Raw genomic sequence first — 14,941 nt, forward strand, 5'->3', positions numbered from 1 at the left:
AGAACAAGCCTGCGTCGAAAGGCGGCTTGCACTGTCGAACGAAAACGTTACAGCATTTGACGGCATTTATGTGACGAATATGTGAACGAGCAGATGAAAAAGAAGGAAAAAAAGGATTGGCGTAGAATCTTCGTAAGAGTGCGTGTAAAAAAACATCGAAAAATAGCCGAATTCCGCTTGGCGGAAACGGGGGAACCATGTTTTTGGGGTGAATGGTTGCTACTCCTAGCAGCCTAGGGCGTCCTTTCGACCGAACCCTTCAGCTAACCTCGTAGGCTCACGAAGGGAGCAGTTTCTTTTGCGCAAGGTGGTTTTATCTTTATTTATGGCTGGATTGCTTGCTATGGGGGCAGGCGCTGCACAAGCTGCTGAGGAGAATACTCTGAGTGAAGTAGTCAGCAACTTGTACGGTACCCCTTACAAATCTTCCGGCTCGTCCAAAAAGGGCTTTGACTGCTCCGGTTTCACGCGCTACGTATTTGATGCGTTAGGTGTAGACCTGCCTCACAATTCTGCTTCTCAGTACGAATTAGGTACAGAGGTAGCCAGAAAAGATTTGCAGCCAGGCGATCTCGTGTTCTTCAATACGAACGGTCGCAGCATTTCTCACGTGGGTATCTACATTGGAGACGGCACATTCGTGCACTCGGAATCTGGTCGTGGAGTCGTCAACACCAAGTTGAACGATCCATACTACTGGAGCAAGCGTTATGTAGGCGCCAAGCGTCTCAGCGTTCCTGTTCTAGCGAAAGCAGAAACTCCGAAAAAGGAAAAAGCGGTGCAAGCTGCATCGTTGCCGGAAAAACCAGCTCAAAAATAGTCGTTCGGCAAAATAATAAAAGCCAGGGACACATCGTCTCTGGCTTTTTCTGACGAAATTTAGTACCTGGTCTAAAGAGGTGCCCTCACATATTAGAACAACTTAATAACTTACGGGGTTTCTTCCCCTGATCAGGTCAAAGCATGTTATGATAGACAAGACCCATTCTTTGAATGGCATTCCTTATTAATAGAAGTAACTGGGGGTTGTTCCGGTGAAAGATCACATTTTAATTGTCGATGACAATCTGGAGATTATTGAACTGCTAGAAGACATTTTGGAGAACGAGGGCTTCACCGTTTCTTCCGCAGAAAGCGGAGAAGATGCACTCTCGCTGCTCAGCCAAGGAGAGCGGCCCAACCTGATCCTTTTGGATATTATGATGCCCAACATGAGTGGCTACGAGCTCTGCTCTCAAATTCGCCGTGAGTGGGATTTGCCTATACTGTTTCTCAGTGCAAAAGGAAAAGCGGTAGATAAGGTAGTCGGCTTCGAAATCGGCGCAGACGACTACATCACGAAGCCTTTTGATACAGAAGAGCTGCTCGCTCGCATTCGTGCTCACCTGCGCCGCTATGAGCGCATTCGCAAGCATACCGAAGAGCAGCCTGAGAAAGAAACAGCTTCCTCTCCGATTACGGTTTTAAAATTCAAGGACCTGGAAATTCATAAAGAAACGTATTCCGTTTATGTATGCAATCAAAAAATAGAGCTCTCTACAAAAGAATTTCAACTGCTCACCTTCCTCGCAGAAAACGCGGGCATCGTCTTTACAAGAGAGCAAATCTATGACCGTGTCTGGGGATATGGTTATGGCTCGCTCAATACAGTGACCGTCCATATCAAAAACCTCCGTGAAAAGCTGGAAACAGAGCGTCAGTTCATTAAAACTCAATGGGGGACAGGCTACGTATTTATCGGGGAGAAGCTTTAAATGAGCTTGCGCAATAAAATTTTTCTCTCCTTCATTGCCTTGATCACACTCAACATCTTGTTGTTCAAATTTGTTTTTCAAGACATTATTGTCGGTCAACTCAAAAATGATCGTCATAATCAGTACCAGGCTGAGAAGGAAGCCGCAGAGAAGGTCATGCTCAATCAACTGCTTCTCGTCAGTAATTTCAAGGACCCAATCGAACGCTTGGAGCTTGAAAAGCAGTTGCCAGACGACGTGATGTATCGCATGCTCGTGAAGGATGCCAATGGAAACACCATCTACAGCAAAACATCACGCGCCTATAATTTGAAAATGCCTTCTCCCTCCTCATCAAACCGTGGCGATTCTTCCAAGCAAAGTGACCTCAAAGTCGTAGCTGAGTACCATTTTCAGCAGGAGCCACCGCGTACAGGGGAGATCGTTGTTTATTTCTATACAGATGATTACGACATGATGGCGACAACAGGGGTTTCCATGATGCTTTGGTTTATTTACGGAAGCATTAGTCTGGTGGGATTGGTTCTACTCGCTTTGTTCGTTCGCTGGATACTACGACCCGTGAACGAATTATCGCGCGTCACCCAAGAAATCCAGGAAGGGAAGCGGCTGGTTACATTTACGTATCGCTCGCATGATGAATTTGGGGAACTCTTTCGATATTTCGGGGAAATGGTGGATGAGCTTCGCTTAGCGGAAGAAAGACAGGCCGAAATGATTGCTTCGATCGCCCACGACTTCCGCACACCTCTCACCACGATCAAAGGGTATGCGTCATATATCGGCTCTGGTCGAGTGACGGATATGACCAAAATACAGAAACAGATGAGCAAAATCGAGCTAAAAACGACGGACTTGGAAAAGCTGCTGGATGAGTTGCAGGACTTCACCACTCAAAGCTCCGAAGTCCGACTCAACATTAACCGCATTCATGTCAAAGGCTTCTTGAGAGGAATCATCGAGGACTATTTGCCAAGAATCAAAGAGGCAGGCCTTACCTTTCAATGGAAGCTGCGCATCTCCAATGAACTACACATCGAAGCGGATGAGACCAAGCTGCGCCGCGTCATGGAAAATTTGTTGAACAACGCCATTCACTACAACAAACCGGATGGCTCCATTTACCTTACATGTGATCAACGAGAAGGACATGTCCTTTTTACTGTGATCGACAAGGGAGAAGGAATCGCCTCTGAAGACTTGCCGAAGATTTTCACCAAGTTTTATCGGGCGGAAAAATCACGAAATCGCAACAGTGGAGGTACAGGCTTAGGCTTAACGATTTGCAAGAGCATCGTCCGGCTTCACGGCGGTGATCTGATGGTAAACAGTGAACTGGGAATGGGAAGCAGTTTCTCCTTCACCATCCCCTTCTTCCACGGGTAGCTTTCACAAGCTACCCTTACTTTATATAGATTTATTCTCAGTTAATTATTTCTTTATATTTTACTAGTAAAATAATTTTTGTAAGCATGTTGCTTTCAGTGATAAATAACCCCCAGTTCGGTATCTGACACAATCGGCGAAACCGTAGTGATAAGATGCCTCTTTTTTTGCCTCCTCTTTCCATTTTTTTCTATCTCTTTTCCAAACGCATCGGCAGTCCGTTCTTGGGACGCAAGGTGACCAACGGCTCGGGCTCCACTGCCTGATTCGGTTCAGCCAGTCGTAGTCGATATCGCTGTGCGATCGTCGCCAATAGCAAAGCTGCCTCCATCAAAGCAAAGTTGTTCCCGATACAAACACGCGGCCCACCGCCAAACGGAAAATAAGCATAAGCTGGGTTTCTTTTTAAGAGATCGCTGTCAAAACGCTCTGGAATGAATTGTTCAGGCTGCTCATAATAGCGTGGATTGCGGTGCATGACATATTGGCTCATCATCAATGTTTCGCCAGGCTTGTACGTGTGACCGCCGATCTCAACCTCTTCGACGACTTCCCGGTTAATCGTCCAGGCCGCAGGATAGAGCCTCAGCGTTTCCTGTACAATGAGATTTGTATACTTCAGCTGGGGAAGATCCTCGACTGTCGGCAGCTTTTCACACAGCACCGTAGACAGCTCGTCATGCAGCTTTTTCTCCACCTCGGGATGAGTAGCCAGCAGATAGAAAATCCAAGACATGGTATTCGCAGTCGTCTCATGGCCAGCTACAAAAATGGTCATAACCTCGTCGCGCACCTGCTCGTCTGTCATTCCTTCCCCATCATCTTCATCACGCGCTGCCAAAAGCATCCCCAGCAAATCCTTGTGCTCTTCTCCTTCGCTATTACGCCGAGCTTCGATTAAAGAGTAGATCGTTTTGTCCAGCAGCTCACTCGACTCCAGGAACTCCCGATTGCTTTTGGTAGGTACGGACAAAGGAATGTCGATAAAGGATGAGCCTTTGTTTGCCACGTATTTCAAACCGACATCGATGGCATGTCCAATTTGATCGGCACCTTCCTTGACGGTTTTGCCAAACATAGTTTCCGTAATGATCGCAAGGGTTACTTTCATCATGTCCGAGTGAATATCGCGCAGCTCCCCGGTTTTCCAATCCGACATGAGATCGACTGCTTGCCGGACCATCACCTCTCCGTAGCTGGCGATACGCTCTCGATGAAAAGCTGGCTGCATAAGCCGCCGTTGTCGCAGATGCTTTTTTCCCTCACTGGTGAGAATTCCATCTCCTACGACAGGTCGCGCAGACTGTAGTCCTTTCCCTTTTCGAAAATGCGCCTGCTTGCTCACCAAAACCTCTTTGATGTGATCTGGATTCGTTAACAGGTAAACATGGCGGGAAGGACCGAAGCGAAAATGGACGACTTCTCCATGCTCTTCAACAGCGTCGCGGATGAACTGAAGCGGCGATCGGCGAAATGCCATCAAGTTCCCTGAGATCGGAAGGCCTTTTGGGCCAGTGATCGTGATATTCATGCGTCTCCTCCTTTTTACATGCAAAATCCTACCGATAGTATCCGGCACGATAAGGAGATTATGCGAAAAAAAGCCACCCGAACTTCGGATGGCTTACGAAATCATTTTGACTATCGTGTAACAGGTTGATCTGTGCGCAACAGACGAGAAGCAATCAGTCGCTCGCGTACCTTAATGCCAATCAGAGAAGCCAGAACTGCTTTGACAACCCCTACAACGAGGAAAGGCGTTACACCAAAAGCGACAGCTTTATCCCATGGAATGTCCATGACGTATTTGAGCTGTACCGTACCGAAAGCGAGTGTAACAAACATGCCGATGATATTGGCGATAATAGCGTTTTTTAGGTTGAATCTTGTTTTCTCCAAGTAAAGTCCGGTCACATAAGCGGTGGCAATAAACCCAAATATGTACCCGCCGGATTTTCCAACCAATATTTGCAATCCGCCTTTTGCCTCGCTGAATACAGGCAATCCGACTGCACCGAGCAAAACGTAAATAACCAAAGCCAGTGTCCCGTATCGTCTTCCCAAAATGGTCGCCGTCAGCCCTACCGCTAACGTCTGCGCGGTAATCGGAATCAACGGCAAGGGAATCGTCACCTGCGACAATACCGCAGTCATTGCAGCAAAAATGGCAGAGAGCAATAGCCATCTCAAGCGTTCGTTTCTCATGCGTACTAGCCTCCGTTTTGTTAACTAAAAATGTTATAAGGTTAACAAAATAATAATACGCATCTGCGCTTTTGTAAATCCCCGTTCTGTCTGCTTACCTTTTCGCTTGTTGATCCATATGTAGCTGCAGCTTTTGAAGTGACTGAACCGTATGATCGATTAATTCGTTCAGGTCATCGATGTTGCCTTCATCAATTTTCCGATGAAAGTCCAGCGTCACCTGATTGGTTATTTGCTTCGGCGGCCAATCGATTCGATGCTCCGCAAGCGTTGCCGATACTTTCTGTGAAATATACGGGCGCTGCCCCCAGATATCATTGAGAATCGATGTGATTTCTCTCGCTTCTGCGGGCACATCTCTGTAATTTTCCATCTGCAAGGTAAAATGGATGCAAATCGTACATCCGATATGATCTGTCAATGGCTGTTCTAGCTGCTCGGCTGCAATGTCAGCTAACTGGGTACGAAGTTGCATCTCAGCACGGACAGCTATGTTATGCTCCTGTTGATCAGCCAGCTTGAACTCGATCTGAAACTGTCGATGGAATGTAGCCATATCCATGACATCCGAACGGCTCGTGATCGTGATTGCCCCTTCGAAGTCCCGGTCGTATACCGCACCTTCCAACACAACCCTGATATTGTCAAATACAAGCGGATGAAACATCTCGCGCCCTCCTTTTTCTAGGCATTCGGGCCCTTTCTATTTTCAGTATATAGCATGCCTGCTTTCTACTTGTTTTGCAAGCGGACCGACTTCCCCATGGCGGCGCCTCCAGGAGAGTGGTACCATGAGAGTGATCCAACCTTTGAGGTGACAGCCATGTTTTTAATCGGAATTCTAATCGTCGTTGCAATCCTTGGTGAAATTATTCATCGTTTGAATCCATGGAAAAAGCCAGAACCTGCCTATGAGGATCTCGTCGCCCAAATAAAACAGTCAGACTGGTACCAGGAGTTGTCTCGTGATCAGGCGTGTCGTTACGTTCTGGACAACGATCCGCATGTCCAAGCCTATTATGCGAGTACGTATGAAGCCAAACGTCTCCTTACACAGGAAGGCTTTCAATTGGGGCTGATTGATTACGTCAAGCAGGAAGCCGCAAAGCACGCCGATAAACCGCGCTGACATGCGAAAAAGCCGTTGTTATGGAACAGCGGCTTTTTCTTTGAATCAAAAAACAGGTATACCTGCCATGGCTCATGCCCTGTGGTACACCTGTTTTATCCAGTATTCATGTTCGACTTAGCGTTTTTGATGATAGTACTTGTAAGCGTCAAAGGATGCTTGCTCTTGGCAAGGTGCGCATTCTGTTGCATACGATTCAGCTTGTTCGTGGATCATCTGACCGCAAGCAGCACAGCATTTTGCTTCGAGATTGCGAAAGAAAGTAGTGATCGGCGTCATGATTAAAACCCCCCGTGTGTTATTATCTGTATTGTATTACAACAGCATCTGTTTTATAAAAGTTTGTTATAATACATTACGCCGATTTATCTTTCTCTCTCGCTCATTCTCTCTTCAATGCTCCTTTTTTCGCTGTATTCATACATTTTTGCAAATTCCGCATCTGTTGTAACACAAGGACTTAAATCAGCAGGTTGAACAAATACGGATCATGTGTAATCTCTACATAGCGGATACCATGCTGCTTCATCCGACTGACTAATGGCTGATAGTCATCTTTGCATTTCATTTCAATACCAACCAGCGCTGGACCATTTTCTTTATTGTTCTTTTTCGTATACTCAAAACGTGTGATATCATCGTGCGGCCCCAATACTTTTTCCATAAACTCTCGCAAGGCTCCGGCACGCTGTGGGAAATTGATAACAAAATAGTGCTTCAATCCCTCATGCAGCAGGGAGCGTTCCTTGATCTCTTGCATCCGGTCAATGTCGTTGTTTCCGCCACTGATGACACACACTACGTTTTTTCCGGCGATTTGATCGCGGTAGTAATCGAGAGCGGCAATCGACAGGGCACCTGCAGGTTCTACGACGATGGCATTGCTGTTATACAACTCCAAAATGGTTGTGCACACCTTGCCTTCTGGCACCAGCACGATGTCATCCAGCAGCTCCTGACAAATATTCATCGTTAGCTGCCCCACTTGCTTGACGGCTGCACCATCGACAAACTTGTCAATTTCATCTAAGGTAATGACGTCGTTTTTCTCCAGTGCGGCTTGCATTGAAGCTGCTCCTGCCGGCTCCACACCAATGATCTGCGTGTTCGGGCTAATGCCTTTTACGTACGTTCCCACACCCGCTGCCAATCCACCTCCGCCGATACTCATAAAGACGAAATCGGCTGGTTCTTCCATGTCATTCATAATCTCCAGACCGACTGTTCCTTGTCCGGCTACCACTAATGGATCGTCAAACGGATGAACAAAGGTCCGATCTTCCTGAATGCAATACTTCATCGCCTCTGCGAATGAATCATCGAAGGTGTCACCGATCAATATAACTTCTACATAGGAGCCGCCAAACAGCTTGACCTGCGATATTTTTTGACGCGGGGTGGTCGCTGGCATAAAGATCGTGCCCTTGATTTGCAAATGGTTGCACGAATAGGCTACACCCTGCGCATGATTGCCCGCACTCGCACAGACGACACCACGCTCCCGCTCCATTGTGGAAAGATTCCGCATAAAATGATAAGCACCGCGGATTTTGAAGGAACGAACGACCTGCAAGTCTTCTCTTTTCAAATACACGTTGCAGCCGTATCGCTCAGACAGTACTTTGTTTTTTTGCAAGGGCGTCTTCTCCACCACGTCTTTCAATACGTGATTGGCTACTACGATGTCTTCCACTCTGACCGTATGCATATATATGTTCCTCCTAAATAACTTCTCTTTTGTAGTAAGGACCAAACCAAATCAAAAAGCCCCCGCCCCAACCAGCTACGCACAATTTGCGCACGGCTGGCTGAGGCGAGGGCATCGCGGTACCACTCAGCTTCTCTGTCTTCCTCACGAAAAACAGACTTAGGCAGTTCACTATGAAACTCCCGTCCGATAACGAGGACGAATTCGTTGTCCTATACTCACTGGCTAGACAAGCTGATTTTCCAGGACAATGCTCCAAGGTGATTTTCAAAACAGGCTTGCGGCCATTCTTTCAGCACGGGGAACGGCTCTCTGCACGCTGCTTACTGTTTCTACTCTTCCTTTTCAACGCTCATACATACGAACTATTCGAATTAGTTAAACATTCTACGCCGAAACCCACAAGTTGTCAATCTTCTTGTTATTTGGCAGGAAAGCAATGACAAAAATCCGAATGGATACACAAGCAATCGATCGGAGGTGACTTTATTGAGAAGCTACAGCCGCGAACAACTTCACTCTTCTAACGAGACAGCTGCGCAACACAAAACTTTTTCGGGACAAAAGCAAGCACACCTTCTCTCTCTGGCTTCCAGAGACGCACTCGCACCTGCACAGGTCATGCAGCTCCAACAAAGCATGGGCAATCAAGCAGTCCTACAATTGCTTCGGAAAAAAGTGATTCAGCCTAAGAAAAATGAAACAGGCATGCCCGATACGCTGAAATCTGGCTTGGAAAGACTTTCTGGAATTGATTTGTCTGATGTAAAAGTACACTATCAGTCGGAAAAACCGAAGCAGATCGGGGCGTTGGCCTACGCACAAGGCACTGATATTCATTTGGCGCCCGGTCAGGAACAGCATCTTCCCCACGAAGGCTGGCATATTGTCCAACAGATGCAGGGACGTGTAAAGCCTACGCTGCAAATGCAGGATTCAGGTGTTGCGGTTAATGATGAGGTGGGGCTAGAGGACGAAGCCGATCAGATGGGGGCCAAAGCTTTGCTGGTGGGTGATCCTGTAATTGATTCGGGTGATTCTCAAACTCTTGCAGCTATTTCACCGCCAGCCAGTAAACCGATACAGGGAGTTTGGGCGACGATACCGGGTATAGCGAGCAAGGTTAACTTAAAAACGTTGACAGGAGAATTTTCCGCATCCGGCAAACAGCTTTACTTGCTTTCTGAAACCCGACAAAAATACGAGGAAGTTTCCAAAATAGGTGATGAACTGATCGTCAAGCCTTACGTTGAACCGGTTACTGCCTCCAAAATCCGTCCTTTTTATCAAAGTTGGACTCCTGCCCAGACGACCAACCTATCCATAGACAGTGGATTTGGGCCAGTAGGTGCTATGCATAATCGTAGTGCCCCCTATCTAACGTCCAAGCAAGAGGATTTTGGAGGCGCGAAACTAAGGACTACTTACAAAGATTTTATCAGGGGATTACGAGACGGGAGGAATACATCAAAAGACGATGCTACTCTGGCAAGAGCCCTACTCAATGAAGATATCACCCTATTAGATTCCGACCTGCAAAAGCGAGCTGCCGCTATGTTGAGCACAACCGTTAACCTGGCGGAAGAATGGCGAAAGCATGGGGCAAGCAAAATTTATCGTTCACTCCTAAGGCGAATCATAGCGGAAAAAGCCACTTTTGATGACTTCTTACGAGATTTTGAATTCATACAAAGCGCTGATGCGGGGCGTCAACAGGTAGCTCGTTATCAAGATTATTTCGATGGGGAAATGGACTACGAAGATTTGACTCCCAGAGATCAAGCGATAATCGATCATATGTCCCCTATCCGTGAAGACGATTTCAGCTCGGATGATGAACAACGTGAGGAAAAAAAGCTGAAATCGAAGGAACGGCTATTTGCAAAGCGCTACCACCAAGAAGATGAGGATGATGGGAACAGCTAGCTCACGTCAAGTTCCCGCCCCTCCGATAACAGCCACGACATCGTAATCAGTAGCGGCACACAACAAAAAACGGGTTCCCTTTCGAGCGATTGCACTCAAAACGGTACCCGTTTTTCTATTCCCTACATCCTATACAGCTTCGTAAATTGCTTCGTAACGCTTGCCGATTTCTTCATCAGTCAAACCAGCTTCACGCAGACGGCCGATCAGTGCATTTGCCCAAATCTCAGTGCGCTGCGCCATTTTCGCGTATTTTTTCGCTTCCTTGATTTTGCGCTTGGAGCGATCTTCACCGTTTGACTTGAGGTTGTCGAGGATGAACAGCATGTGCATCGTATCTTCCTCGTTCAACGTCTGCCAGCTATCGTTTAGAAACGCAGTTACCTTTTTGTAGTAGCCATCAAACTCGTCAAAAGAAATCTCAGTATCCATGTTGAGATATTCTTTCATTTTTTCAAATAGATCTTGCATCTAGCGTCACAACTCCCTCATTATTCTCCGCACTATTATAACAAAAACAACGCTGGACAGGAAGTTGCCATTATCTGTGAGGCTTTGAGAGACACCCGACACCCTCTCGCGAGCATGCATCCTCTCTCGTAATGCTCTATAATAGGGAAATACTGAATTGCTTGAGGAGAACGGAACAGATGACAACGCATAAAAAAGAACAAGACGCCAGCATCCGTGTCGGCCAGCAAATGACGCTCACGATCAAGAGCTTGGGCATTAATGGCGAAGGGATCGGCTATTTTAAAAGAAAAATCGTTTTTGTAGAGGGTGCCCTCCCTGGCGAGGTCGTCCATGCTGAAGTGACCGAGGCAAGGGAAAAATACGCGACCGCGCGTCTTTTACGAGTCGTTGAAAAATCAGCATCTCGCACGAAGCCCCCCTGTCCAGTCTATGCGGAGTGTGGCGGATGCAGCTTGCAGCACATGGATTATGCCGCACAGCTCGCGAGCAAGCAGGAAATCGTCATCGAGTCACTGCGCAAGTACGCTCGACTGAATCAGCCACCAGTCTCCCCTACGATCGGTATGGATAATCCGTGGTCGTATCGAAATAAAGCACAGTTTCAGGTGGGCAAGGAAAAAGGCAAGCTCATCGCTGGACTGTATCAAACAGGCAGCCACAAGCTCGTCAACTTGGAAGGCTGTCAGGTGCAGCATGAAGCGACAACGAAAATCGTCCAGACAGCGAAGCAAATCATCGAGGAGCTCGGAATTCCGATCTACGACGAGAAAAAACGGACGGGCGTCATCCGTACGATCGTAGCTCGGGTTGCTTTTGCTACGGGCGAAACGCAGCTAACACTCGTAACGGCTACCCCAGAAATCCCACGGGTAAAAGAGCTACTTTTGGAGCTCCGTACGAGACTGCCCGAGCTGGTAGGCATCGCACAAAATGTAAACACGCAAAAAACGTCACTCGTTTTTGGTGACAAGACAGTATCCTTATGGGGCAAGGCTTCCATTGCTGAAAAGCTGGGTGAGCTTTCCTTCGACTTGTCGGCTCGTGCCTTCTTCCAATTGAATCCCGAGCAGACACAAAAGCTGTACAATCAGGTGAAAACGGCTGCTGGACTGACCGGAAAAGAACTCGTGCTCGATTTGTATTGCGGAACAGGGACGATTGGCTTGTGGCTCGCTCCTTATGCCCGCGAGGTTCGCGGGATCGAGCTGATTCCAGAGGCTGTCGAAGATGCCAATCGCAATGCAGAGCGTAACCAAGCAGCGAACGCCAGCTTTCACGTGGGGCGTGCCGAGGTCTTAATGCCAAAATGGGCTAAACAAGGGACTCGACCGGATGTCGTCGTAGTCGACCCGCCGCGGACTGGGCTGGATGATGCGCTGATTCGTTCCTTGTTGGATGTGCAGCCGAAGAAGATTGTGTATGTGTCTTGTAATCCTTCTACGCTGGCGAAGGATGTTGGGAAGCTGATGCAGCGTTATGAGTTGAAGAGTGTGCAGCCGGTGGATATGTTCCCGCATACGGCGCATGTGGAATCTGTGGCTTTACTGGTGAGGGACGTGTAGGCCCCAAATAAACCCATGCTATTCATAATAAACTCGTGCTAAAAATTGAATAAAGACGTGATAAAATCCGGGAATGGAAAAAGGGGAAAACCCAGTGTCATCAAGCCATTCCCCTGTTTTTGTATCAAAATAATATACACTACCTATGGAGGGTAACGCCTCAATAATTTGGAGGATATATGTTAAAAGAAAATATTTTAATAGATGATATTCCTGCTATTTTGTGGGGAAACGACAGCACGGAAATATTTATTGCTGTACATGGCAATATGTCTTCAAAATCAGATATTCCGATTCGTATTCTAGCCGAAAAAGTTGTTCCATTAGGCTATCAAGTGCTCAGTTTTGATTTGCCTGAACACGGCGATAGAAAAAATAGTTCTAAGCTTTGTAAAGTGCAAAACTGCGTTTCTGATTTGAAGAAGGTTTTTGAATTTGCACACACGAAATCAAATACTATCAGCCTATGGGCAAATAGTATGGGAGCATATTTTAGCTTGTTAGCTTATAAAGATGAAGTTTTAAAGCAAAGCCTATTTCTTTCACCTGTTTTAGACATGAGCCGAATGATTCAAAATATGATGAAATGGTTTGATATTACAGAAGAACATCTGTGCAGAGAAAAAGAAATATCTACACCTATTGGTCAAATCCTATATTGGGATTATTACCAGTATGTTATCAAGAATCCAATTATAAAATGGGATTCTCCAACTTCAATTTTATATGGAAAAAAAGACGAACTGTGTGAGTATGATGTCATATCAACATTTATCACAAAATTTAATTGCAATCTTGCTGTTTCAAATGCTTCCGAGCATTATTTTCACACAGAAGAAGATTTGACTATTTATGGAAAATGGCTCGAAAAGAATATCTTTTGATAAGAGCACGCTTAGATATTAGATAATCTGAAATCAAGAGACTACGTTTTTAGGTTGACTTCCATGACCTACAGACTTAGCCTCTTTTTTATCATGTCTATTCTGAAGTTAAACTCTCTTTTGCCAATCATTAAATCATCTCTAAAATAGGGGGCTACATGATAAAATACAAAGGACGGCTGTCTCAGCCGCCCCGAAAGTGAGCAAATGCCATTCCTTTGGTTAAGGTTTGTACTCCCTGTCACCTCGACACATGTGGAGGCGGTTTCGTTGTTGACAAAGAAATAAGATTTGGATGCTAGATTCACCATTAACTAATACGGTAAAACCCAAGCTGATATATTGCTTGGGTTATTATTTTTCTTGTGACCTTGCTCCTGTACCCTTGACCTTCACACGATGTGATGGTTTACACTTTGTGATAGTAAATCAGCAAGAGGTGATTTTTATCCATATCAGTGAATTGTCTCGCAAAACCGGCGTGAGTCTTCGTTCGCTTCGATACTACGAGGAAAAGGAATTATTGACCCCAACTCGCTTAGAAAACGGCTATCGTCAATACACTGAATCGGAAATTGAGCGAGTCAGAATGATTCAGCTTTATTTTAGCCTCGGTCTGGGTGTTAAGGAAATCAGCGATTTTTTTCATTGCACATCGAGTGCGAATCTCAATTATCAATGTCTGCCGAATGCGATACAAGTTGGTGAAAAAAAGCTGAAAGAAATCAGAAATCAAATCCAGATTTTACGAATGGCCGAAGTGCATTTGGAAGATTGCCTTTCAAGTTGGAAAGAAATCCTGCGTAAAGGAGACAGCTTAAATGAATAAACAAATGGATCAAGCAAATCAGCGGCTTGCCGTAGTGACAGGAGGGAATCGCGGCATCGGAAGGGAAATTGCTCGACAACTGTCTGTAAAAGGCCTGCAAGTGTTGATCACAACTCGGGATGAAGAGAAAGGGCGGCAAACCGTTGAAGAGATGCGTAAAGAAGGTCTATCGGTCGTCTATCAAGTAGTCGATGTAACTGATGCAGAAAGTATCAGGCAGATGGTAGAGCGAGTAAAAAGTGACTTTGGCCGACTTGATGTGCTCGTGAATAATGCTGGAATTATTCTGGATAGGAGCGTCTCCGTTCTAGATGTCGGAGAATCAGTCATGAGAGAGACATTTGAGACTAATTATTTTGGTGCATTACGGATAATTCAAGCTTCCGTTCCGTTGATGAAAGAACATAGGTATGGCCGTATTGTCAATATCTCTTCAGGGTTGGGAGCCTTTGATATTCTGCAAGGACTCTTGGGGCTTAAAGGATCGTCATCCGCTTATCGACTCTCAAAAACCATGCTCAATGCCTTGACATGCCTGGTTGCACAAGATGTGGCTGATATAGGGATCAAAGTTAATGCCGTTTGTCCAGGCAGGGTACAAACCGATATGGGTGGAGAAGACGCTCCTATAACGGTCGAACAAGGTGCAGATACGGCTGTTTGGTTAGCAACGATGGAGAAAGATTGCCCCAATGGAGGCTTTTTCCGTGAACGGATGCCAATTGCTTGGTAGATTTTTTATTTGCATAACTAAAGAGCAAATGCCATCCCTTCGTTTAAGCTGTGTACTCCCTGTCACCTCGGCACATGTGAAGAGTGTGGCTCTTCTTGTGAAGACAGTGTAGTTAAAGAATAAACCATTCGTGGACATAAATAATTAAGATTTATTGTAGCAGAGGGCCTCCCTCTGCTTTTTTTATGAGACTATAATCATATTAGGGATGAAACTACCTTGATTTCGTATATAGACCAATAGCATGACGACAAGTGAGCAGCGAGGTTTGTGGTGGTATATTTACTTACGGAACAATTTATGCCAATAATGAGCTAGAAATTACGCATAATTGTTAATAAAAGAGTAACT

General features: G+C 45.9%; 15 protein-coding genes, 1 riboswitch and 1 other annotated feature. Of the genes, 9 read left to right on the forward strand and 6 right to left on the reverse strand.

Translation table 11 applies throughout. The features are described 5' to 3' along the window. Window positions 1-154: 154 nt before the first annotated feature. Window positions 155-294: riboswitch (cyclic di-AMP (ydaO/yuaA leader) on the forward strand. 4 nt (window positions 295-298) lie between these two features. The 3 genes from FB479_RS23125 (at window position 299) to FB479_RS23135 (ending at window position 3,140) form a co-directional block, all read left to right on the forward strand. Then, window positions 299-820 (forward strand): C40 family peptidase, encoded by a 522-nt coding sequence (locus FB479_RS23125; protein ID WP_142066849.1) that lies wholly within the window; start codon window positions 299-301, stop codon window positions 818-820. 214 nt (window positions 821-1,034) lie between these two features. After that, a complete protein-coding gene (locus tag FB479_RS23130) occupies window positions 1,035-1,754 on the forward strand; it encodes a response regulator transcription factor (protein ID WP_007721564.1) in 720 nt (239 codons plus the stop codon). Then, window positions 1,755-3,140, forward strand: coding sequence for a sensor histidine kinase (locus tag FB479_RS23135; protein WP_142066850.1), 1,386 nt, complete (start codon window positions 1,755-1,757; stop codon window positions 3,138-3,140). A 190-nt stretch (window positions 3,141-3,330) separates the two neighbouring features. Here FB479_RS23135 and FB479_RS23140 read toward each other — a convergent pair whose 3' ends face one another. The 3 genes from FB479_RS23140 to FB479_RS23150 all read right to left on the reverse strand — a co-directional run bounded on the left by FB479_RS23140 (window position 3,331) and on the right by FB479_RS23150 (window position 6,012). Next, window positions 3,331-4,671 carry a cytochrome P450 gene (locus FB479_RS23140; protein ID WP_106654245.1) on the reverse strand — a complete coding sequence of 447 codons (1,341 nt, stop codon included), beginning with the start codon at window positions 4,669-4,671 and terminating at the stop codon, window positions 3,331-3,333. A gap of 110 nt (window positions 4,672-4,781) precedes the next feature. Continuing rightward, window positions 4,782-5,345 (reverse strand): biotin transporter BioY, encoded by a 564-nt coding sequence (locus FB479_RS23145; protein WP_106654244.1) that lies wholly within the window; start codon window positions 5,343-5,345, stop codon window positions 4,782-4,784. Window positions 5,346-5,439: 94 nt separating this feature from the next. Further along, window positions 5,440-6,012, reverse strand: coding sequence for a hypothetical protein (locus FB479_RS23150; RefSeq protein ID WP_142066851.1), 573 nt, complete (start codon window positions 6,010-6,012; stop codon window positions 5,440-5,442). A 156-nt stretch (window positions 6,013-6,168) separates the two neighbouring features. Between FB479_RS23150 and FB479_RS23155 the strand changes: the two genes are divergently transcribed. After that, on the forward strand, window positions 6,169-6,474 hold the full coding sequence (locus FB479_RS23155; RefSeq protein WP_255438560.1) for a hypothetical protein: 306 nt from the start codon (window positions 6,169-6,171) through the stop codon (window positions 6,472-6,474). A 117-nt stretch (window positions 6,475-6,591) separates the two neighbouring features. Here FB479_RS23155 and yhfH read toward each other — a convergent pair whose 3' ends face one another. After that, on the reverse strand, window positions 6,592-6,753 hold the full coding sequence (yhfH, locus tag FB479_RS23160; protein WP_007721579.1) for a protein YhfH: 162 nt from the start codon (window positions 6,751-6,753) through the stop codon (window positions 6,592-6,594). 181 nt (window positions 6,754-6,934) lie between these two features. Then, window positions 6,935-8,182: a threonine ammonia-lyase IlvA gene (gene ilvA, locus FB479_RS23165; RefSeq protein WP_142066853.1), complete on the reverse strand. Its 1,248-nt coding sequence runs from the start codon at window positions 8,180-8,182 to the stop codon at window positions 6,935-6,937. 98 nt (window positions 8,183-8,280) lie between these two features. Continuing rightward, window positions 8,281-8,540 (reverse strand) — a binding site (T-box leader). Window positions 8,541-8,671: 131 nt separating this feature from the next. Here ilvA and FB479_RS23170 point away from each other — a divergent pair. Continuing rightward, window positions 8,672-10,108 carry an eCIS core domain-containing protein gene (locus tag FB479_RS23170; RefSeq protein WP_221629583.1) on the forward strand — a complete coding sequence of 479 codons (1,437 nt, stop codon included), beginning with the start codon at window positions 8,672-8,674 and terminating at the stop codon, window positions 10,106-10,108. A 129-nt stretch (window positions 10,109-10,237) separates the two neighbouring features. Here FB479_RS23170 and FB479_RS23175 read toward each other — a convergent pair whose 3' ends face one another. Beyond that, the gene (locus FB479_RS23175) at window positions 10,238-10,579 is read right to left on the reverse strand and encodes a hypothetical protein (protein ID WP_047073653.1); all 342 of its coding nucleotides are present in this window, start codon (window positions 10,577-10,579) and stop codon (window positions 10,238-10,240) included. Between the two features lie 179 nt (window positions 10,580-10,758). Here FB479_RS23175 and rlmD point away from each other — a divergent pair, with 179 nt between their 5' ends. The 4 genes from rlmD to FB479_RS23195 all read left to right on the forward strand — a co-directional run bounded on the left by rlmD (window position 10,759) and on the right by FB479_RS23195 (window position 14,590). Then, window positions 10,759-12,144: a 23S rRNA (uracil(1939)-C(5))-methyltransferase RlmD gene (gene rlmD / locus FB479_RS23180; RefSeq protein WP_106654240.1), complete on the forward strand. Its 1,386-nt coding sequence runs from the start codon at window positions 10,759-10,761 to the stop codon at window positions 12,142-12,144. 179 nt (window positions 12,145-12,323) lie between these two features. Then, a complete protein-coding gene (locus FB479_RS23185; RefSeq protein WP_106654239.1) occupies window positions 12,324-13,028 on the forward strand; it encodes an alpha/beta hydrolase in 705 nt (234 codons plus the stop codon). A gap of 418 nt (window positions 13,029-13,446) precedes the next feature. Beyond that, window positions 13,447-13,857 (forward strand): MerR family transcriptional regulator, encoded by a 411-nt coding sequence (locus FB479_RS23190; RefSeq protein ID WP_244911673.1) that lies wholly within the window; start codon window positions 13,447-13,449, stop codon window positions 13,855-13,857. Continuing rightward, complete coding sequence (locus FB479_RS23195; RefSeq protein WP_142066854.1) at window positions 13,850-14,590, forward strand: SDR family oxidoreductase; 741 nt, start codon at window positions 13,850-13,852, stop codon at window positions 14,588-14,590. The genes FB479_RS23190 and FB479_RS23195 overlap by 8 nt, the downstream gene beginning before the upstream one ends. The last annotated feature ends 351 nt before the right edge of the window (window positions 14,591-14,941 follow it).

The sequence above is a fragment of the Brevibacillus sp. AG162 genome (assembly GCF_006715575.1).
In the GTDB taxonomy this organism is placed as follows: domain Bacteria; phylum Bacillota; class Bacilli; order Brevibacillales; family Brevibacillaceae; genus Brevibacillus; species Brevibacillus brevis.